Raw genomic sequence first — 17,852 nt, 5'->3', positions numbered from 1 at the left:
GTTAAAAAACACAATAATTTTATAACAATTCAAAAACATTTTCACTTTAAAAAAAAGTTCTTCAAAAAAACCATTAAAAAAAAGGAAATTATAGATTTTTAATATAGATTTGCATCCAGCATTAACCCCAAATAACAATATCATGAAAGAAAAAATCTACTATTTAATAATATGCCTAATCTTAACCTATACGGCCCAAGCACAACTCTATGGAGGAATAGAAATTGGAAGTAAAGGCATAAAAATGACCGTTCTACAGGTTGAAAGCATTAAAAGAAACACCTACGATGTAAAAGAGTTTTGGACTGAAAACGTAGGAATTGCAACTGGTATCGGAATAGACGGTACACTACTAAAAGAAGACATCGAAAAGGCTGGCGGAGTAGTTTACAACAACTACAAAAGAATGCTTAACGAATACAAAATTGAAGACAAAAATATTTTTATTGTAGCTTCTTCAGGTGTAGGTCTTGCAACAAACACTAATGATTTAGTGGTAAAAATAAAAGAGGTTACAAATAAAAAAATAGAAATTATCTCCTCATCACTAGAGGCTAAATTACTTTTGAGAGGATGTATTCCTCCTAAAAACTATTTGAGCTCAGTAATTATTGACATAGGAGGTGGAAATACTAAAGGAGGTTATGCAAAAGACATTAACGACTCATCTGTATTTTTCCCTATCTCATGTGACCTTGGAACTGTAACTTTGACTGAAATTATCAATAAAAAATGTAAGCAAAAAACAATATTCGAATTCAACGAAAACTTGTTTGACTATTTACCTACAATGAGAGAAAGTTTCAAAAAAATGTACACAAGCAGACCAGAATCTCAAGATAAAAGTAATGTTTACATTTCTGGAGGTGCGGCTTGGGCTTTTTACACTCTTTTAAATGGTGTTAAAGCAGAAGAAAACTTTACTCAAGTACAATACGATGACATTCTAGCTATCAGAACAATCGCAGAAAATAATTATCAAAGATTTGTCACAAGTGCTGAAAGCAATGTTGAAATGAAGAAAGTATTGAACACTTACCAACAAAAATACTTAATCGCAGCTTTTAATCTTTTGGAAACTTCACTTGAAGTTATCCCTAACATACAAAGCAAAAAGATTTACTTCGCTAAACAAGGTCAAATTGCGTGGTTAGTTAGTTATGTATTTGACAATGCTAAAGGTGTAAAACAAATATACTAGAACAAAGACAGGACCTAACCCTTCTAAAAAATCAAATCCCATTCATATGTTTGGGATTTTTTTATTTGTATTATTCTAACATTCCTATTTTATTAGACCCAAAAAATAGATTAAATTTGACAAACTTTTTCAGCATCACAATAACACAATTATGACAAATTTAAAAATAATCATTTCATTTATATTTCTTGCATCAATAATTAGTTGTGGCAAAAACAAAGAGAATGAAGAACACGAATTAGAACAAACTAAGGAACCAAATTACGAGCAAAAAACTCCGGAAAATCCTGAAATTCAAAAAAAAGACACTATTTATGTAAACCCTGAAGACAGTATAAAAGCAGTCAAGCACTCAATTTTAAGAAAGCAAAATTTCAAGAAAAAGGAACAGACAGGTAAGTCTGAAGATAACCTAATAGAAATCCCGGAAATTGCAGCACCCTCTACACCTGATGTCCCTGCAGTCAAAAAAGCTAAAGCCCCTTCTTTTGTTTACATCAAAAAGATTCTAAATGAATGCGAAATTGGAAAGACAATGACACAAGAAGACTTGCAGCACCAATTTAACATTCCCAAAGAAGCCATACAATTAGTCAAAACCGTTACCAAAATATCTGAAAACGAACTGGACATTAAATGGAAATCGACTTGGCTTATAGAAAAAATGTCAGATGCCAAATTCAAAGACGGACGCCTAAAAGTACGCTTCGAAAAAAATAAAATGTACACTTCAGGGGGTGCTATAGGAATCAAATACGAGAAAAAAATGTACACAGATTTGTATCTAATAGGACGTTCCGCTTACATCCCAACAGTAAAAGGATACTATTGGCAAATTGGAAAAGACAAATGAAAATAGAACCTAAAAGATGCGGATGGTGCTTATCCAGCGATTTATATAAAAGATACCACGACGAAGAATGGGGTGTTCCCGTTTATGACGACCAAAAATTATTCGAATTCCTAATACTGGAAACTTTCCAAGCTGGATTAAGCTGGATAACCATACTCAACAAAAGAGAAAACTTCCGCAACGCTTTTGATAATTTCGACTATAAAAAAATAGCAGCTTATTCTGAAGATAAAATTCAGGAATTGCTCATAGATGCTGGTATCATTCGAAACAAACTCAAAGTATATTCCGCAGTTTCCAATGCGCAGGCTTTTATGAAAGTACAAGAAGAATTCGGTAGTTTTTCAAAATATATCTGGGATTTTGTTGATGGAAAACCAATCGACAACCAACGAAAATCACTAAAAGAAGTTCAAGCCACCACTCCACTATCCGATACTATCAGTAAAGATTTAAAAAAGCGAGGCTTCAAATTTGTAGGCTCTACAGTCGTTTACGCCCATATGCAAGCCACTGGAATGGTTAACGATCATGTAGCAGATTGCTGGAAGAAACAGTAACATTTTACAAATCAATCACAAAACAAAATCATAAAGTTTTATTTTTTTTCAAAATAAACGAATCATCAATTAAATAATATCCTACTTTTGCTTCACACTTTAGGGGTGTCTGCAATCGCAGGCTGAGACTTTACCCTCGAACCTGATCTAGTTCATACTAGCGTAGGAAAAAGTAAGATGACTTCTTGTCGCACATTTGTGCGCAACTGTAGCCATTCCTAAAGTATAACTTATACTAATTCAAAAAGGAATGGAGCTAAAAATCAATAATCAAACAAAACAATTTGCCAATGACAGCTTAACTGTTCAGGCACTTCTTGACTTGGAAATTCCCGAAAAACAAAACGGAATCGCCTTAGCTGTCAACAATACGGTAATTCCAAAATCCTCCTGGAATTCACATCCCCTCAAAGAAACCGACGACATTTTAATCATTTCTGCCACACAAGGCGGATGATTTGGGCGTGACCCCGTTGAGAAAAAGGGCTTACTCTTAGCAACGCTTATAAAGCCCTTCTCCTCAACGCGGTCGGGCTGTCCGCGTTACTTTGGTAACTTGCTCCCATCCCTCACGCAAAAACTGCAAACCAAGAACTTTTAATTTTCAACACAAGAAACAACTTATTCAACATAACAGCTTAAGCGATGAACAACGAAGAAAAAATCTCAAGAACCCCATTTCCAAACTCCAAAAAAGTCTATATCGAGGGAGAAATCCACCCCATAAAAGTAGCCATGCGTGAAATTTCACTCGCAGACACCAAAATGTCCAATGGTCGAATCGAAAAAAATCCGTCAGTAACCGTTTACGACACTTCAGGGCCATACACGGATCCAAACATCGAAATCGACATCCGAAAAGGATTGCCACGCATTCGCGAACAATGGATTCTTGACCGAAATGACGTAGAAGAACTAACCGAAATCTCTTCCGAATACGGAAAAAAACGCCTAAATGACGAAAAGCTAAACGACTTGCGTTTCGAATATTCACACAAACCGATGCGTGCCAAAAAAGGAGCCAATGTTTCTCAATTATATTACGCAAAACAAGGCATTATCACTCCCGAAATGGAATACATCGCCATTCGTGAAAACCAACGTATCGAGCAGCTGAATGAGCAAACCAAAGCGATGCAATGCCAGCACCAAGGACATAATTTTGGAGCCCAAACCCCAAAAAGCAAAATTACTCCCGAATTCGTTAGGAGTGAAGTAGCCCGTGGTCGTGCCATTATCCCAAACAACATCAACCACCCCGAAAGTGAACCAATGATAGTGGGGCGTAATTTCTTGGTAAAAATAAACGCCAACATTGGGAACAGTGCCGTGACTTCCAGCATTGAAGAAGAAGTAGAAAAAGCCGTTTGGGCCTGCCGTTGGGGAGCCGACACAATTATGGATTTATCAACCGGAAAAAACATACACGAAACCAGAGAATGGATCATTAGAAATTCTCCAGTACCAATTGGAACCGTGCCTATCTACCAAGCCTTAGAAAAAGTAAACGGAATCGCCGAAGACCTGACTTGGGAAGTATTCCGTGATACCCTTATCGAACAAGCCGAACAAGGAGTTTCCTATTTCACCATTCACGCCGGAGTTTTATTGCGTTACATTCATTTAACTGCCAATCGTGTTACTGGAATCGTTTCCCGTGGCGGTTCGATTATGGCAAAATGGTGTTTGTTTCACCACAAAGAAAACTTTCTTTATACTCATTTTGAAGAGATTTGTGAAATCATGAAACAATACGATGTCGCTTTCTCATTAGGCGACGGATTACGTCCGGGATCAATTGCCGATGCAAATGACGCAGCACAATTTGCCGAATTGGAAACTTTAGGCGAACTGACAAAAATCGCATGGAAACACGATGTCCAAGTATTCATTGAAGGTCCAGGTCACGTGCCAATGCATATGATCAAAGAGAATATGGACAAACAATTGGAACATTGCGATGAAGCTCCTTTCTATACTTTAGGCCCATTAACCACAGATATTGCTCCGGGTTATGACCACATCACTTCTGCCATTGGCGCTGCAATGATTGGCTGGTACGGATGTGCAATGCTGTGTTATGTTACTCCAAAAGAACATCTTGGATTGCCCAACAAAAAAGATGTAAAAGACGGTGTCATAACTTATAAAATTGCCGCACACGCTGCCGACTTGGCCAAAGGTCATCCCGGTTCGCAATACCGCGACAATGCCTTGAGCAAAGCCCGTTTCGAATTCCGTTGGGAAGACCAATTCAATTTATCATTAGACCCAGATACAGCAAGAGAATTCCATGATGAAACCTTACCCGCAGATGGGGCAAAAGTGGCTCATTTCTGTTCGATGTGCGGGCCAAAATTCTGTTCTATGAAAATATCACAGGAAATCCGTGACGTTGCCGAAGCGGAAAAAGGAATGAAAGAAAAGTCAGAGGAGTTTATTGAACAAGGGAAAGAAATTTATATTTAAAGCGGGAGATTAGAGGTTAGAAATTAGAAGTGGAAATTTAGAACTTCTCAAACCTCAACTTCTTATTTCTAACCTCTTACCTAACAATGATAGTAATCACAAATCCAATTCCGATAGCCAATGAAATCAGCACTATTCATTCTCTTTTTGAGAACGGATTGGAGTTGCTGCACATTCGGAAACCAAACTTTTCTGACTCAGAAATGAAACAGTTTATATCGGAAATAAAATTGGAGGAAAGAAGACGATTAGTTTTGCACAGTCATCATCATTTAGCTGCAATATTTGGTATGAATCGAATCCACTTTAGCGAAAGCAAAAGAAAAACAATGCAGCTGTTACCCAGAAAATCCCCATTTGAAAAATACAAAACAAATGATTTTCATTTATCGACTTCGGTTCATTCTATAGAAGATTTTAATGATTTGAACTGCGCTTTTGAATATGCATTTTTGAGTCCTTTTTTTCCAAGTATTTCTAAAGAAAATTATTCCTCAAAAACCAATTTACTTGAAGCTATTAAAAACAGGACAAATTTTAGAACTAAACTCATCGCTTTGGGCGGAATAGAATCAAAAAACATTACACAAGCATTAGAAAATGGTTTTGATAATGTAGCCTCATTAGGAACCATTTGGAATCAAAACAATCCAATAGAAAATTTTAAACTATGTCAGCAAATCGTCCAATCGTTTTAACTATTGCAGGCTTTGACCCTTCGGGCGGAGCAGGAGTTTTGGCAGATGTCAAAACATTTGAGCAGCATAAAGTATATGGTTTTGCCATTAACACAGGTAACACCATTCAAACTGAAAATGAGTTTTTTGAAATGCAATGGACTGATTTGGCTTTTGTCTTAAAATCGTTAGAAAAATTATTTGGCAATTATACAATCAAAGCAGTAAAAATTGGCATTGTCCCATCATTAGACTATTTAAAACAAATTGTTTTTACTCTAAAAAAACTTTCGCCAAAAACAAAAATTGTTTGGGATACAATCCTAAAATCCTCTACTGAATTTGATTTTTTAAGTATCGAAAACCAAATAGCTCTAATTGAAATACTAAAAAAAATTGATTTGATTACCCCAAATTACAATGAAATCAAGCACTTTAACCGAGAGGAAATAGACCCGAAAAAGAATGCAAAATTCTATTCTGATTATTGTTCAATCTTATTAAAAGGCGGACATAACTCCGATGAAATTGGAGTCGATTATTTATATACTCCAAATGGCATTCATAAGCATTTGCCCAAAAACGTCAACTGTTTTGAGAAACATGGCTCAGGCTGTGTGTTATCTGCTGCAATTACAGCCAATCTTGCATTGGGACAAAACCTGAAAACGGCTTGTGCAAATGCAAAAACATATACAGAAAACTACTTACTGTCGAACTCATCTAAACTAGGATTCCATCATGTATAACAAACTACAATACATCTCTCAGGGAGAAAGCGTCGAAGAACAACTGTATAACATCCATCAAACTTTGGACAATGGATGCGATTGGATACAAATGCGATTCAAACATCAAAAACCTAAAAAGGCATTGGCTTTGGCAGAAGCCACAAAATTTCTGTGTGAAGAATACCTAGCCAATTTCATCATTAACGATGATGTTCATTTAGCCGAAAAAATTAATGCTGATGGTGTGCATCTTGGCCTTTCGGATATGGAAGTTTCAGAAGCAAGAACCATTCTCGGTAAGACAAAAATCATCGGAGCAACGGCAAATACCTTCGAAGATATTATCCGTCAAACAAATAATGGCTGTGATTACATAGGATTAGGCCCTTTTCAACATACGAAAACAAAGGCTAATCTCAGTCCGATACTGGGACTGGAGGGATATCTCTCCATACTATCCAAAATGAAACAGTCCGAGGTTGACATACCCGTTTATGCCATCGGAGGCATCACTTTAGCCAATGTTAATCCTCTAATGGAAACAGGAATTCATGGAATTGCAGTTTCCGGTATTATTACCAAAAGTGAAAACAAACAAGCACTCATTACGCAACTTAACGAAAAATTATATGGCAACGTCATTGTTTAAGATTGGAGACAAAATACTAGAATCAAGACTGTTTTTAGGAACTGGTAAATTTGGTTCCAATATAGAAATGGAAGAAGCAATTTTGGCTTCTGAAAGCGAATTGGTAACTGTGGCCTTAAAAAGAATCGACTTGGAAACTGACACCGATGCTATTTTAAATCACTTGAAGCATCCCAGAATCAATTTATTACCCAATACTTCCGGAGCACGAAATGCCAAAGAAGCGATTTTTGCCGCGCAACTCGCTAGAGAGGCTTTGGAAACCAATTGGCTGAAACTTGAGATTCATCCAGATCCAAAATACTTAATGCCAGATCCGATAGAAACTCTGAAAGCAACAGAACAATTAGCAAAACTAGGATTTATTGTTCTGCCCTACATTCACGCCGACCCGGTTTTGTGCAAACATCTGGAAAATGCGGGGACTGCAGCTGTAATGCCATTGGGTTCTCCTATTGGAAGTAACAAAGGATTAAAAACAATTGATTTTCTGGAAATAATCATTGAACAAAGTTTGGTTCCGGTCATAATTGACGCTGGAATTGGCGCACCATCAGATGCCGCAAAAGCTATGGAAATAGGAGCCGATGCAGTATTGGTCAACACTGCAATTGCCGTAGCCGGAAATCCAAAATTGATGGCTGAAGCTTTTAAGGAAGCGGTAATCGCTGGGCGAAAGGCATTTGAAGCAAAACTGGGACAGCAATTTAAACATGCGATTGCTTCTAGTCCTTTGACTGCTTTTCTTTACGAGTAATATTTTTAATTGGCACGCAGATTTTGCAGATTTACGCAGATAAGAATTAAAAAGTATAGTAAAATATTCTAGAATACATCTTCAACAGAGATTAACAGCTCCCTTTTTTGAAATAAAATAACTACATTTAATTAGTACTAATTTTAAATTTTATAAAATGACAGAAAATGACATTTCATTCAAAATAAGAGGAGCAATTTTTAAAGTTTACAATAATCTTGGGCCAGGTTTGTTTGAATCTGTTTATGAAAGTGCGTTATATTATGAGCTAACTAAAATAAATTTAAAAGTTGAAAGACAAATTGAAATTACAATTCCTTATGAAGAAATCATATTAGATGTTGCCTTTAAAATTGATTTATTGGTAGAAGGTAAGGTAATCATTGAATTAAAATCTGTTGAAGATTTATCTCCAATACATTATAAACAGATTACAAACTATTTAAAGCTCACTAACATAAAACTAGGAATATTAGTCAATTTCAACACTGTCAATATACTGGACAACATTAAAAGAATTGCTAATAAAATATAAAAAGTGACACGCAAATTTTTTCAATTTTTATCTGCGCAAATCTGCAAAATCTGCGTGCAAAAAATTATTTTGATTTCGCGTAAAATACAAAACAGAAAAATGAAAACATTCAAATCGGTTTTTGAGGGTTATGATTGGAACACCATTCAAACCAAAATATACCAAACGACCACCAAACAAGTTGAACAGGCATTGGCAAAAAGCAAAAGAAATCTGGACGATTTTACGGCTTTGATTTCGCCGGCTGCCACAATCTATTTGGAGCAAATGGCGCAGGAATGCCACGAATTGACAAAAAAACGTTTTGGAAAAACCATTCAGATGTATGCGCCGCTGTATTTGAGCAATGAATGCCAAAATATTTGCACGTATTGCGGATTCAGTCTGGACAACAAAATCAAACGCAAAACATTATCAGATACAGAAATAAAACTGGAAGTAGAAGCCTTAAAAACAGTAGGTTTCGATCATGTATTATTGGTTACCGGCGAAGCCAATTATACTGTAAACATCAATTATTTTCTAAAAGCGATTAACCAAATAAAAGAGCAATTCTCAACCATTTCGGTAGAAGTACAACCCCTTTCCACCGAAGAATACCAAAAGTTACATGAAGCTGGAGTGTATTCGGTTTTGGTGTATCAGGAAACCTATCATCAGGAAGTGTATAAAAAATATCATACCAAAGGCAAAAAGTCCAATTTTGATTTTAGGCTGGAAACTCCAGACAGAATAGGGAAAGCGGGAATTCACAAGATTGGATTGGGTGTTTTATTGGGTCTGGAAGATTGGCGAACAGACAGTTTTTTCAATGCCCTGCATTTAGATTACCTGCAAAAAACGTATTGGCAGACAAAATATTCGGTTTCTTTTCCTCGATTGCGACCCGCAGAAGGAATTATAGAACCCAACTTTATTATGGACGACAGAGATTTAACGCAATTGATTTGTGCATATCGTTTGTGGAATGAAGATCTGGAGATTTCAATTTCGACACGGGAAAACGAAAATTTCAGGAATAATATCATTCCAATTGGGGTGACCAGTATGAGTGCGGGTTCAAAAACCAATCCGGGCGGCTATGTTGTTGACCCACAATCCTTGGAACAATTTGAGATTAGCGATGAGCGTTCTGCTCAAGAAATAGCCAAAATAATCAGCGATAGAGGATATGAACCCGTTTGGAAAGATTGGGACAGAAGTTATGATGGCAGAATTTTGATTAACGATTTTTGATTTCAGATCTATTCCTAAAATCAAGAATTATATTAAATATCAAATCCAACTCGAACAATAATAACCAAACTTTTAGCTTAGATTTCCATCTAAAATCAAAAATCTAAAATCCAATGAGCGTAATTCAAGAATATTTAAGATACAACCGCCAAATGATGTTGCCTGAAATAGGCGATGAAGGACAAGAAAAACTAAAAAAAGCCAAAGTCTTGATAATTGGTGCCGGCGGATTGGGATGCCCTATTTTGCAATATATTGCTACCGCAGGTGTTGGTACGATCGGGATTGTTGATTTTGATAAAATTGAGATTCATAACCTGCACCGCCAAATTTTATATACTGAAAATCAAGTAGGCCAAAGCAAAGTCATCACAGCAAAAGAAACATTGGAAGTAATGAATCCTTTGATTTCAATTGTGGCATTCGAAGAAAAATTAACTTCTGAAAATGCCGTTACAATTGTGCAGGATTTTGATTTTATTGTAGATGGATCAGATAATTTTGCCACTCGTTATTTAGTAAATGACACTTGTGTGGCTTTGGGAAAAACATTGGTTTACGGAAGCATTTTAGGCTTTGAAGGGCAATTGGCCGTTTTCAATCATAACGGAACAAAAAATCTTCGGGATTTATTTCCAGAACCGCCCAATCCTATGGATGTGCCCAATTGCAGTTTTAATGGAGTGTTAGGCACTTTGCCTGGAATGATTGGAACTATGATGGCGCACGAAACCTTGAAACTAATAATGGGTTTACCAACTTTAGAAAATGAATTGGTATTATTCAGCACTTTGAATTGGAGTTTTACAAAAATAAAATTTTAACCATATAAGAAATATAAGTTCATTTAAGATAGAACGTTAAACTCTTATATGCCGTTATATTTCTTATATGGTAAACCTTTTCTTAACACTACTCTTTTTTTTAACTATTTACTCTTCAAAATTATCATAAAAGCTTCACGCTCAATTTCCTTGCATCCTAAACTTTCGAGATGTTCGTTATAAACTTGGCAGTCCAATAAACGATAATTGTCTTTTTTTAGTTGATTTACCAAAGCAATGAACGCCACTTTGGAAGCATTGGAAACCAACGAAAACATACTTTCTCCACAGAAAACATGTCCTAAATCGATACCGTACAATCCGCCTACCAATTGATCGTTTTGCCAAATTTCGACTGATTTTGCTAATCCAAGTTCATTGAGTTTACAATAAGCTTCAATCATTTCATTGGTAATCCAAGTTCCCGTTTGTCCGTCGCGTTTTACTTGTCGGCAATTGGAAATAACATCCCTGAAACTTTGATTGAAAGTTACCTTAAAAATATTTCGGTTGAGAATGTTCCGCATGCTTTTGGAAACAATCAATTCATTGAGAAACAAAACCATTCTTGGATTTGGTGACCACCAGATAATAGGTTCTCCTTCGTTAAACCAAGGAAAAATACCGCTGGTATAGGCTAACTGCAAACGCTCTGGAGACAAATCACCGCCAACGGCAAGAATCCCATCGCTATCGGCGTGAGAAACTGGAGGAAAAAATAAATCTTTGGATAAATAATACATTTTCAATTACAAAAATCAATGGCAATGGCAAAAATCAAATTCAACAACAACTTCAAAAAAAAATCAGAAATTCAAGTAAACTCAAACTTCTGACTTCTTATCTTTAATATCTAACTTCTTTTTTCTTAGAATGGCAAATCGTCTGCTTCTTCTTCATTTAAATTAGTTGCTGGTGCAAAAGTTGCTGCAGCCGGCATTGGAGGTGCTTGCTGAGCTGGTGCATCGGCAGCTAATCTTTCGATTCTCCAACCTTGAATACTGTTAAAATATCTTGTTTCTCCTTGTGGATTAACCCATTCTCTCCCTCTCAAATTGATAGAAACTTTTACTGCTTCACCAATATTATAACTGCTTAGCAAATCACATTTGTCTTGTGTAAATTCAATCAGAATGTGCTGTGGATATTGCTCATCTGTAGTAACAACCAATTCTCTTTTCTTGAATGCTGCACTCACTTGTTGCTCTGGATTAACAACTTTAATTTTTCCTAATACTTCCATCTTCTTTTTGTTTTATTATTGTTACTTTGAATTTATTTTTTGGCTAAAAGCACTTTCCAAGCTGAAAGAACATCATTTTCTAAAAGATACTTTTTGGCTTCCAAGTGCTGTTTTTCAAGATCATCAGAGCTCAAAACTGCTTTTATTGAAAAATTTTGGTTTACAAATATACTAACTTCTTTAGTTGTAGGCAAGGCTTCAATATTCCCAAGCATCCCTAAATCGTTTCCATCAAAAACGGAACTGTTTTTAATAAAATCCGGAATGGCATCTACTCCAACACCAAGCGTTGTAAGCGGTTTTGGCACTTCAAACAATCCTTGATTCGATCGGGAATACCAATTGGCTCCAAGTCTGGAAACCAAATCAATTTTGTGCTGGTCGATTGTTCCGTTTTCATTTAGAACCGCTTCGCTGATATGAATGCGAACCACTTCGCAAAGGATTAAATTCCCTGCTCCGCCTTCTGTCCCCAACGGAATTATCTGAGTTACTTTGCACTCAAACTGAACTGGTGATTCTTTTACTCTAAAAGGTTTTACAACCTCAGATGGAACAGGAGTAAATCCAGCTTTTATAAACTCATCAACACCTTCGGCATATTCTGTACTGGCCAGCGAAGTCTGCTGTACCATATCGTAATTTACGACATTGATAACGACTTCACCATTATCTTCAGCATTGATTAAAGTATGTTTAACCGTATTATCCCTCACACGTCTTGCGGGCGAAAAAATCAGTATTGGCGGATTGGCACTGAAGACATTAAAAAAACTGAAAGGCGACAGATTTGGAATTCCAGTTTTGCCAACAGTACTTGCAAAAGCAATAGGTCTAGGCCCGACTGAACTTTGCAGATAGCCCTGCAATTTTACGGTTTCAATGCTTTTTGGATCAATGCTAATCATATATTTTTTATTTGGACAAAAATAACAAAATAGCCGTTAGATTCTCGATAATTCAAAAATTATATTATAAAAACAAATGCCCTAGCCCTGATGGAAACGACATCCTTTTGTGTCTCGTTTTTTTGGACGAGACACAAAAGATATAGTGAACAGCAGGAATTAGCTCCAAAGAACAATTATGATCGATAAAATGAATACAATGATTTTTCGCACCTACACAATCCAAAGTCCATTATTTCGTTATATTTATACCACAAATTTACTTTTATGAATTTTTCCGAAAACAGCAACCCCATTCGTTGGATTATTATTTTTATATCTTTTTCCATAATTGCCATTATCCTTTGGAATACCTATACTTTTTTTCAGATATTTAAAAACGAAGAAAGGATAAAAATGAATCTTTGGGCTACAGCCGAGAAAACCTTAATCAATGCACAAGAAAATACCGAGGTCGATTTACCACTTCAAATTTTCAACAACAACACCACTATTCCTCTGATACTAACCGAAAATGACAGCATTATAAACTCCGTTAATATTGATGAGGAAATCATAAAAAACAAAAAGAGAGCCACCGAATATTTAAACGAACTAAAAAGTGAAAATGAGCCTATCAAAATCATTTATGCGCCTGGAAAATCACAAGAACTGTATTATGGTGATTCTTCCTTGATAGACAAACTGAAATATTACCCAATTGCCCTGTCTCTGATCATCGTTTTGTGCGGCATCCTTATTTACAATTTTTACCTCAGCCATAAAATGTCTACCCAAAACAAACTATGGGCGGGAATGGCTAAAGAAACAGCTCACCAAATAGGAACACCGCTTTCATCATTAATTGGTTGGTTGGAAATTTTAAAAATGGAAAATATTGATGAGTCAATAACTGTTGAAATCGAAAAAGATATCGAACGTTTACAGACTATTACTGACCGTTTTTCCAAAATTGGCTCAGAACCTAAATTAGAATTAAAAGATGCAGTCGAGGAAACAAAACAATCTTATAATTATTTAATTTCCCGTTTTTCTAACCAAATCGAATTTTCTTTTAAAGCACCTTCCAAGCCCATTCCTATATTATTGAACCCCACATTACACAGTTGGACCATAGAAAATCTGGTCAAAAATTCCATTGATGCGATGAAAGGAAGAGGAAAATTGTCAATGGAAATGGAAGAAGATAATCATCATGTAAAAATAAATGTAACCGATACTGGCAGTGGCATTCCCAAAAAAGAATTCCATCGTATTTTTGAAACCGGTTTTACCACCAAAAAAAGAGGATGGGGACTTGGGCTTTCCTTAACCAAAAGAATTGTTGAGGAATACCACAAAGGCACAATCAAAGTATTGCATTCTGAGATAGGAAAAGGAACAACGATGCAAATTATCTTAAGGAAAACGTAAATTTTATCCGCTATATTTAATTTTTAACATGTAAGTCACATAAGTTTTTTAAAACTGTTTATTCGCTTAGTCGCTAAAAAGAGGATATAAGTCAAATATCTTTACTTGAATGAACTTTTGATTTTACTTCATTTGTTTCGACTAAAAACTTATATGACTTATATGTTTAACAATTCGTTTGACAAAATACTGTCACCTGAAGCAGCAAGCGCTCTTATCTAACCGGAATTCCGAAAAAAGTCGTCGTGCTAAACATTGATTTTCTCCCAGATTTGCTTTTGCTTAAATAATCGTTCACAAATTTTTCTTGTACTTCGATTTGCCTAAGAACATCAATTATAGAATTCTTTAATGATTTTACATTAGCAGTATTACTGTCATTATAAGCACCAATCTTATAAATACGGCTTTGACAATCCATTATTTTCTGTTTTGGAGATTCAATCATCGCCTTAATCTCTTCATCTGGCAAGACTGGTTTGAATCTATTATTCCGGTAATAAATAAAATCATTAAACATTGCAATCGCTTGATTATAATCGTCACTGATTTTCTGCATTCTATCCATTGCTTGATTATTCTGCAAGGCATCAACGTCATTCTTTTTTGAAAGAACATTCTCTTGAATCAATTTATTTTTGATTCCATTTTTCTCCATTCGACTTAAAGTCGTTTTTGCTTTATCCAAATCCGACATATTTTCATACTCCCCAATTTGAGTAACGAAATCAAAATTGGCTTTAGTTTTATTCAACTGTATCTTTCCGTCAATAAATTCTTGATTTGTAATTGGCTGATTTAAAAACTGCCATAAATAATCAAAAGGCATGTGTGATGCGATAAATTGACTTGGGTCGACTTTATAATTAAGGTTGTTTATTCTTTTGAAAAACTTTTTTTTATCAACGTAACCCGCTCCCCAAGTGGGGTCAAAAAGCCACCAAACATTATCAATTCTAGCAGCACACCAAGCATGTGCCAGTACATCTACTTTTCCGTTCTGCTTGGTATATCCGAAAACGAGATAGGATTTAACTCCCACTTTTTTGGCAATATCATTAAAGACCTCAGCATAATGAATACAAACTCCTTTTTTGGAGAGCACTGCATTTTTTATTTTATCCTGAGAGATTTCTTTGTAATCAATCGATTCTATATTCTCGATATCGTAGCTGATATTTGAGGCTGTCCAATAAAAAACAGCTCTTACTTTGTCATTCTCCGATTTGAAATTAGCATTAATAAATTCAGCAATTCCATCAGTAGAGGAACTTAAATCAGCAGGAATTTTGTCCATTTTAGCATCGACCAAAGCAAAGTTGCTTTTGTTTTGGCCAAAACTGAAAACCGTAAATATTAAAATTAAAAACACACTCTTCATACTATCTTTTTTTGAGCATAAAAAAACACGAACCTTTTAAATTACTTATTAAAAGATTCGTGTTCATAGCCTTTAAACTTTTATAAATTCGCTTGAATACTTTTCGCCAAAGATTCAAATTCTTCTTTTGTCAAACTCACTTTGTGTCTGAAAGTCATTTCTCCCATTTCATTCAAAGGAATTAGGTGAACGTGAGCATGAGGCACTTCAAGTCCTATTACAGCCATCCCTATTCTTTTACATGGAACCGTTTTTTCCAAGGCTATGGCTACTTTTTTGGAGAAAGCCATCAAACCAAGATACAAATCATCTTCAAGATCAAAAAACTTGTCTATTTCTTTCTTAGGAATACAAAGTGTATGCCCTTTTGCATTTGGGTTTACATCTAAAAAAGCCAGGAAATTTTCATCCTCTGCTACTTTGTAACAAGGAATTTCTCCGTCGATTATTTTTTTAAAAACAGAACTCATTTTAAGTTAGAGATTAGAAGTTAGAAATTGAGAAAGAAAAAAGATTGTAGAAACTGCAATCTGAACACTAAAAACTGCCAACTGAATACTGAATATTACTCTCTTGAAATCTCAAGAATTTCAAATTTCAAAACACCGTTAGGAACAGTAATTTCAGCAACTTCACCTACTTTTTTACCCAACAAACCTTTCCCGATAGGAGAAGTAACCGATATTTTACCCGTTTTCAAATCGGCTTCACTTTCGGCTACCAATGTGTATTTCATCTCCATTCCATTGGTTTGGTTTTTAATTTTCACAATCGACAAAACCAACACTTTAGAGAGATCCAAATGTGTTTCATCAATTAATCTTGCGTTAGAATGCACCTCTTCCAACTTTGCAATTCTCATTTCCAGCATTCCTTGGGCCTCTTTGGCTGCATCATATTCTGCATTTTCAGATAAATCTCCTTTATCCCTTGCTTCTGCTATATCTTGAGATGCCTTTGGACGCATCACGCTTTTTAAATAATCTAATTCTTCTCTTAATTTTTTTAATCCTTCCGCTGTGTAATAAGATATTGCGCTCATAATTTCGTCATTTATATAAAATAGAAAAAATCCCATCAGGACGGGATTTCTTTCCACAAAGATAGTATATTTTTGTTTTTAGTTTACAATTATATGTTAATCCTAACAAATTCAAAGTTAAATAAATTAAATTTGTTTCGCTAATACTTTACACTTAATTTTTGACATGAAAAAATACTTCCTTATAATTATTATCTCGCTTTTTTTCCTGGGATGCAGCAACAATGAAAACTCCAATAAAAACCCATATATACCCAATTACTCTTTCTCAGTAGACTTGAATCTGAACCTTCCTCTTTATTCAAACTTAAAGTATGTTAGTAATCCAATTTATTATGCTGATGTGGGTGCTAGGGGCATAATTGTCATGTATACAGGAAGTGGCTACAATGCTTTTGATGCCGCTTGCCCTAATCAAGAATTAAGTTCTTGCTCAACAATGACTATCAATGGGATCAATGCCGTTTGTTCTTGTGACAAAAAAGAATATAGCTTATTCACCGGCCAGGGAAATATGCCTTATCCGTTAAAACAATACCGCGTACAAGTAGTCAGCGAAACGCTTATTCGTATTTATAATTAAGCCCTTTTGGGTGTGATCCTAAAAATATTTTAAAACCAAAAAATCCTGAAAGTTCATATAAACTCTCAGGATTTTATTTTAATGAAAAACCATACTAAAACTTTAACATTAATCCAAATTTTTCATGCTCAGCATAATAAAACCCTAAAGAAATCATCTACCTTTTTGGAGGTTCTTCGCCATCAGATTCAATTTCTAAATTTCTCCATTTCACGGGATATATAACGAATTGTTTATCACTGATTATCTCAATAAGATAGGTTTGAAAAATTCCATTTTTATCAAATGGCGGATAGAGTTTTCCATATTTTTTTATCAAAGCTTTTTTGCTTTTTTTTCTCCATTGTTTTTCTAGTATTTCTATTTCTTCAAAAGTTGAAATTTTATATTTTGCTATTTTAGATATTGGCAAAGTGTCTGATTTAGATTTATACAAAAAACTATTCCCTCCACTACAAAAAAAAGTAAGAACAATCCCTTTTTCTTCTTGATAATAAAATTTCAATAGTTCATTGCATTTTTCCGTTTTTTCAAATTTTATATATATTATTTTTTTTTCAATTTTTTGTCCATATCCCATGAAAACAAAAAATAATAGATAGATTTTAATTAAAATACGGTTCATTTCTATAGATATTTTGAAGTGATGTATTGATATTGTCTCTTTCTGTTTGTAAAAGATTGTTCCATGCGGTTGTTCCTTTTAGTCCGAACCATGATATGGTTTCATAAAAAACTTCCGAATGTTGGTTACTATCATATTGTCTCAAGACTTCCTTTATTACATTTC

At 35.0% G+C, this 17,852-nt stretch carries 21 protein-coding genes, 1 pseudogene and 1 riboswitch; of the genes and pseudogenes, 14 read left to right on the top strand and 8 right to left on the bottom strand.

Features of this window, described 5'->3' with window-relative positions:
* The first annotated feature begins 142 nt into the window (after positions 1–142).
* From B0E44_RS05905 to B0E44_RS05850, 12 genes are all read left to right on the top strand, one after another.
* Complete coding sequence (locus B0E44_RS05905) at positions 143–1,201, top strand: exopolyphosphatase (RefSeq protein WP_077371461.1); 1,059 nt, start codon at positions 143–145, stop codon at positions 1,199–1,201.
* A 151-nt stretch (positions 1,202–1,352) separates the two neighbouring features.
* Positions 1,353–2,054 (top strand): hypothetical protein, encoded by a 702-nt coding sequence (locus B0E44_RS05900; protein ID WP_077371458.1) that lies wholly within the window; start codon positions 1,353–1,355, stop codon positions 2,052–2,054.
* A complete protein-coding gene (locus B0E44_RS05895) occupies positions 2,051–2,614 on the top strand; it encodes a DNA-3-methyladenine glycosylase I (protein ID WP_124019293.1) in 564 nt (187 codons plus the stop codon). Before B0E44_RS05900 ends, B0E44_RS05895 begins: the two co-directional genes overlap by 4 nt.
* 91 nt (positions 2,615–2,705) lie before the next feature.
* A riboswitch (TPP riboswitch) is annotated at positions 2,706–2,800 on the top strand.
* Positions 2,801–2,864: 64 nt separating this feature from the next.
* Positions 2,865–3,071: a sulfur carrier protein ThiS gene (gene thiS / locus B0E44_RS05890; RefSeq protein WP_077371455.1), complete on the top strand. Its 207-nt coding sequence runs from the start codon at positions 2,865–2,867 to the stop codon at positions 3,069–3,071.
* 188 nt (positions 3,072–3,259) lie between these two features.
* The gene (gene thiC / locus B0E44_RS05885; RefSeq protein ID WP_077371452.1) at positions 3,260–5,083 is read left to right on the top strand and encodes a phosphomethylpyrimidine synthase ThiC; all 1,824 of its coding nucleotides are present in this window, start codon (positions 3,260–3,262) and stop codon (positions 5,081–5,083) included.
* An 86-nt stretch (positions 5,084–5,169) separates the two neighbouring features.
* Complete coding sequence (locus B0E44_RS05880) at positions 5,170–5,781, top strand: thiamine phosphate synthase (protein ID WP_077371449.1); 612 nt, start codon at positions 5,170–5,172, stop codon at positions 5,779–5,781.
* Positions 5,754–6,509 carry a hydroxymethylpyrimidine/phosphomethylpyrimidine kinase gene (locus B0E44_RS05875; protein ID WP_077371446.1) on the top strand — a complete coding sequence of 252 codons (756 nt, stop codon included), beginning with the start codon at positions 5,754–5,756 and terminating at the stop codon, positions 6,507–6,509. Before B0E44_RS05880 ends, B0E44_RS05875 begins: the two co-directional genes overlap by 28 nt.
* Positions 6,502–7,140: a thiamine phosphate synthase gene (locus tag B0E44_RS05870; RefSeq protein WP_077371443.1), complete on the top strand. Its 639-nt coding sequence runs from the start codon at positions 6,502–6,504 to the stop codon at positions 7,138–7,140. The genes B0E44_RS05875 and B0E44_RS05870 overlap by 8 nt, the downstream gene beginning before the upstream one ends.
* Positions 7,121–7,897, top strand: a complete 777-nt coding sequence (locus tag B0E44_RS05865) for a thiazole synthase (protein WP_077371439.1) — start codon at positions 7,121–7,123, stop codon at positions 7,895–7,897. Before B0E44_RS05870 ends, B0E44_RS05865 begins: the two co-directional genes overlap by 20 nt.
* Positions 7,898–8,054: 157 nt before the next feature.
* Complete coding sequence (locus tag B0E44_RS05860) at positions 8,055–8,432, top strand: GxxExxY protein (RefSeq protein WP_077371436.1); 378 nt, start codon at positions 8,055–8,057, stop codon at positions 8,430–8,432.
* Between the two features lie 99 nt (positions 8,433–8,531).
* A complete protein-coding gene (gene thiH, locus B0E44_RS05855; protein ID WP_077371539.1) occupies positions 8,532–9,668 on the top strand; it encodes a 2-iminoacetate synthase ThiH in 1,137 nt (378 codons plus the stop codon).
* A 113-nt stretch (positions 9,669–9,781) separates the two neighbouring features.
* Positions 9,782–10,492, top strand: coding sequence for a HesA/MoeB/ThiF family protein (locus B0E44_RS05850; RefSeq protein ID WP_077371433.1), 711 nt, complete (start codon positions 9,782–9,784; stop codon positions 10,490–10,492).
* A gap of 104 nt (positions 10,493–10,596) precedes the next feature.
* Here B0E44_RS05850 and aat read toward each other — a convergent pair whose 3' ends face one another.
* The 3 genes from aat to B0E44_RS05835 all read right to left on the bottom strand — a co-directional run bounded on the left by aat (position 10,597) and on the right by B0E44_RS05835 (position 12,643).
* Entirely contained in the window at positions 10,597–11,235 is a 639-nt protein-coding gene (gene aat, locus B0E44_RS05845; protein ID WP_077371430.1) for a leucyl/phenylalanyl-tRNA--protein transferase, read from the bottom strand.
* 125 nt (positions 11,236–11,360) lie between these two features.
* A complete protein-coding gene (locus B0E44_RS05840; RefSeq protein ID WP_077371427.1) occupies positions 11,361–11,735 on the bottom strand; it encodes a DUF3127 domain-containing protein in 375 nt (124 codons plus the stop codon).
* 32 nt (positions 11,736–11,767) lie between these two features.
* Positions 11,768–12,643, bottom strand: a complete 876-nt coding sequence (locus B0E44_RS05835) for a flavin reductase family protein (RefSeq protein ID WP_077371424.1) — start codon at positions 12,641–12,643, stop codon at positions 11,768–11,770.
* 267 nt (positions 12,644–12,910) lie between these two features.
* On the opposite strand from B0E44_RS05835, the gene B0E44_RS05830 reads away from it, so the two are divergent.
* Positions 12,911–14,056 carry a PAS domain-containing sensor histidine kinase gene (locus tag B0E44_RS05830; RefSeq protein ID WP_077371421.1) on the top strand — a complete coding sequence of 382 codons (1,146 nt, stop codon included), beginning with the start codon at positions 12,911–12,913 and terminating at the stop codon, positions 14,054–14,056.
* A gap of 214 nt (positions 14,057–14,270) precedes the next feature.
* Here B0E44_RS05830 and B0E44_RS05825 read toward each other — a convergent pair whose 3' ends face one another.
* From B0E44_RS05825 to greA, 3 genes are all read right to left on the bottom strand, one after another.
* Positions 14,271–15,437 (bottom strand): transglutaminase domain-containing protein, encoded by a 1,167-nt coding sequence (locus B0E44_RS05825; protein ID WP_077371418.1) that lies wholly within the window; start codon positions 15,435–15,437, stop codon positions 14,271–14,273.
* Between the two features lie 80 nt (positions 15,438–15,517).
* A complete protein-coding gene (locus B0E44_RS05820) occupies positions 15,518–15,907 on the bottom strand; it encodes an HIT family protein (RefSeq protein ID WP_077371415.1) in 390 nt (129 codons plus the stop codon).
* A 95-nt stretch (positions 15,908–16,002) separates the two neighbouring features.
* A complete protein-coding gene (gene greA, locus B0E44_RS05815; RefSeq protein WP_077371536.1) occupies positions 16,003–16,479 on the bottom strand; it encodes a transcription elongation factor GreA in 477 nt (158 codons plus the stop codon).
* Between the two features lie 166 nt (positions 16,480–16,645).
* Between greA and B0E44_RS05810 the strand changes: the two genes are divergently transcribed.
* Positions 16,646–17,062, top strand: a complete 417-nt coding sequence (locus B0E44_RS05810) for a hypothetical protein (protein WP_077371412.1) — start codon at positions 16,646–16,648, stop codon at positions 17,060–17,062.
* 157 nt (positions 17,063–17,219) lie between these two features.
* Here the strand turns inward: B0E44_RS05810 and B0E44_RS05805 are convergent, their stop codons facing one another.
* Complete coding sequence (locus B0E44_RS05805) at positions 17,220–17,687, bottom strand: hypothetical protein (protein WP_124019292.1); 468 nt, start codon at positions 17,685–17,687, stop codon at positions 17,220–17,222.
* Positions 17,668–17,852, bottom strand: a pseudogene (locus B0E44_RS18765) (hypothetical protein); the annotation flags it as partial. The pseudogene B0E44_RS18765 and the gene B0E44_RS05805, both read right to left, overlap by 20 nt.

It is taken from the genome of Flavobacterium sp. A45, assembly GCF_002001005.1.
Lineage (GTDB): Bacteria > Bacteroidota > Bacteroidia > Flavobacteriales > Flavobacteriaceae > Flavobacterium.
This window is presented reverse-complemented; position numbering and strand designations above follow the sequence as displayed.

Bases quoted from the DNA above. Each gene is read 5' to 3' on its own strand.
- B0E44_RS05810 (WP_077371412.1), top strand. From the start codon at position 16,646: ATGAAAAAATACTTCCTTATAATTATTATCTCGCTTTTTTTCCTGGGA.
- B0E44_RS05835 (WP_077371424.1), bottom strand. From the start codon at position 12,643: ATGATTAGCATTGATCCAAAAAGCATTGAAACCGTAAAATTGCAGGGC.
- B0E44_RS05860 (WP_077371436.1), top strand. From the start codon at position 8,055: ATGACAGAAAATGACATTTCATTCAAAATAAGAGGAGCAATTTTTAAA.
- B0E44_RS05865 (WP_077371439.1), top strand. From the start codon at position 7,121: ATGGCAACGTCATTGTTTAAGATTGGAGACAAAATACTAGAATCAAGA.
- B0E44_RS05875 (WP_077371446.1), top strand. From the start codon at position 5,754: ATGTCAGCAAATCGTCCAATCGTTTTAACTATTGCAGGCTTTGACCCT.
- aat (WP_077371430.1), bottom strand. From the start codon at position 11,235: ATGTATTATTTATCCAAAGATTTATTTTTTCCTCCAGTTTCTCACGCC.
- B0E44_RS05880 (WP_077371449.1), top strand. From the start codon at position 5,170: ATGATAGTAATCACAAATCCAATTCCGATAGCCAATGAAATCAGCACT.
- thiH (WP_077371539.1), top strand. From the start codon at position 8,532: ATGAAAACATTCAAATCGGTTTTTGAGGGTTATGATTGGAACACCATT.
- B0E44_RS05820 (WP_077371415.1), bottom strand. From the start codon at position 15,907: ATGAGTTCTGTTTTTAAAAAAATAATCGACGGAGAAATTCCTTGTTAC.
- B0E44_RS05830 (WP_077371421.1), top strand. From the start codon at position 12,911: ATGAATTTTTCCGAAAACAGCAACCCCATTCGTTGGATTATTATTTTT.
- B0E44_RS05840 (WP_077371427.1), bottom strand. From the start codon at position 11,735: ATGGAAGTATTAGGAAAAATTAAAGTTGTTAATCCAGAGCAACAAGTG.
- B0E44_RS05905 (WP_077371461.1), top strand. From the start codon at position 143: ATGAAAGAAAAAATCTACTATTTAATAATATGCCTAATCTTAACCTAT.
- B0E44_RS05870 (WP_077371443.1), top strand. From the start codon at position 6,502: ATGTATAACAAACTACAATACATCTCTCAGGGAGAAAGCGTCGAAGAA.
- thiS (WP_077371455.1), top strand. From the start codon at position 2,865: ATGGAGCTAAAAATCAATAATCAAACAAAACAATTTGCCAATGACAGC.
- B0E44_RS05825 (WP_077371418.1), bottom strand. From the start codon at position 15,437: ATGAAGAGTGTGTTTTTAATTTTAATATTTACGGTTTTCAGTTTTGGC.
- greA (WP_077371536.1), bottom strand. From the start codon at position 16,479: ATGAGCGCAATATCTTATTACACAGCGGAAGGATTAAAAAAATTAAGA.
- B0E44_RS05895 (WP_124019293.1), top strand. From the start codon at position 2,051: ATGAAAATAGAACCTAAAAGATGCGGATGGTGCTTATCCAGCGATTTA.
- B0E44_RS05900 (WP_077371458.1), top strand. From the start codon at position 1,353: ATGACAAATTTAAAAATAATCATTTCATTTATATTTCTTGCATCAATA.
- thiC (WP_077371452.1), top strand. From the start codon at position 3,260: ATGAACAACGAAGAAAAAATCTCAAGAACCCCATTTCCAAACTCCAAA.
- B0E44_RS05805 (WP_124019292.1), bottom strand. From the start codon at position 17,687: ATGAACCGTATTTTAATTAAAATCTATCTATTATTTTTTGTTTTCATG.
- B0E44_RS05850 (WP_077371433.1), top strand. From the start codon at position 9,782: ATGAGCGTAATTCAAGAATATTTAAGATACAACCGCCAAATGATGTTG.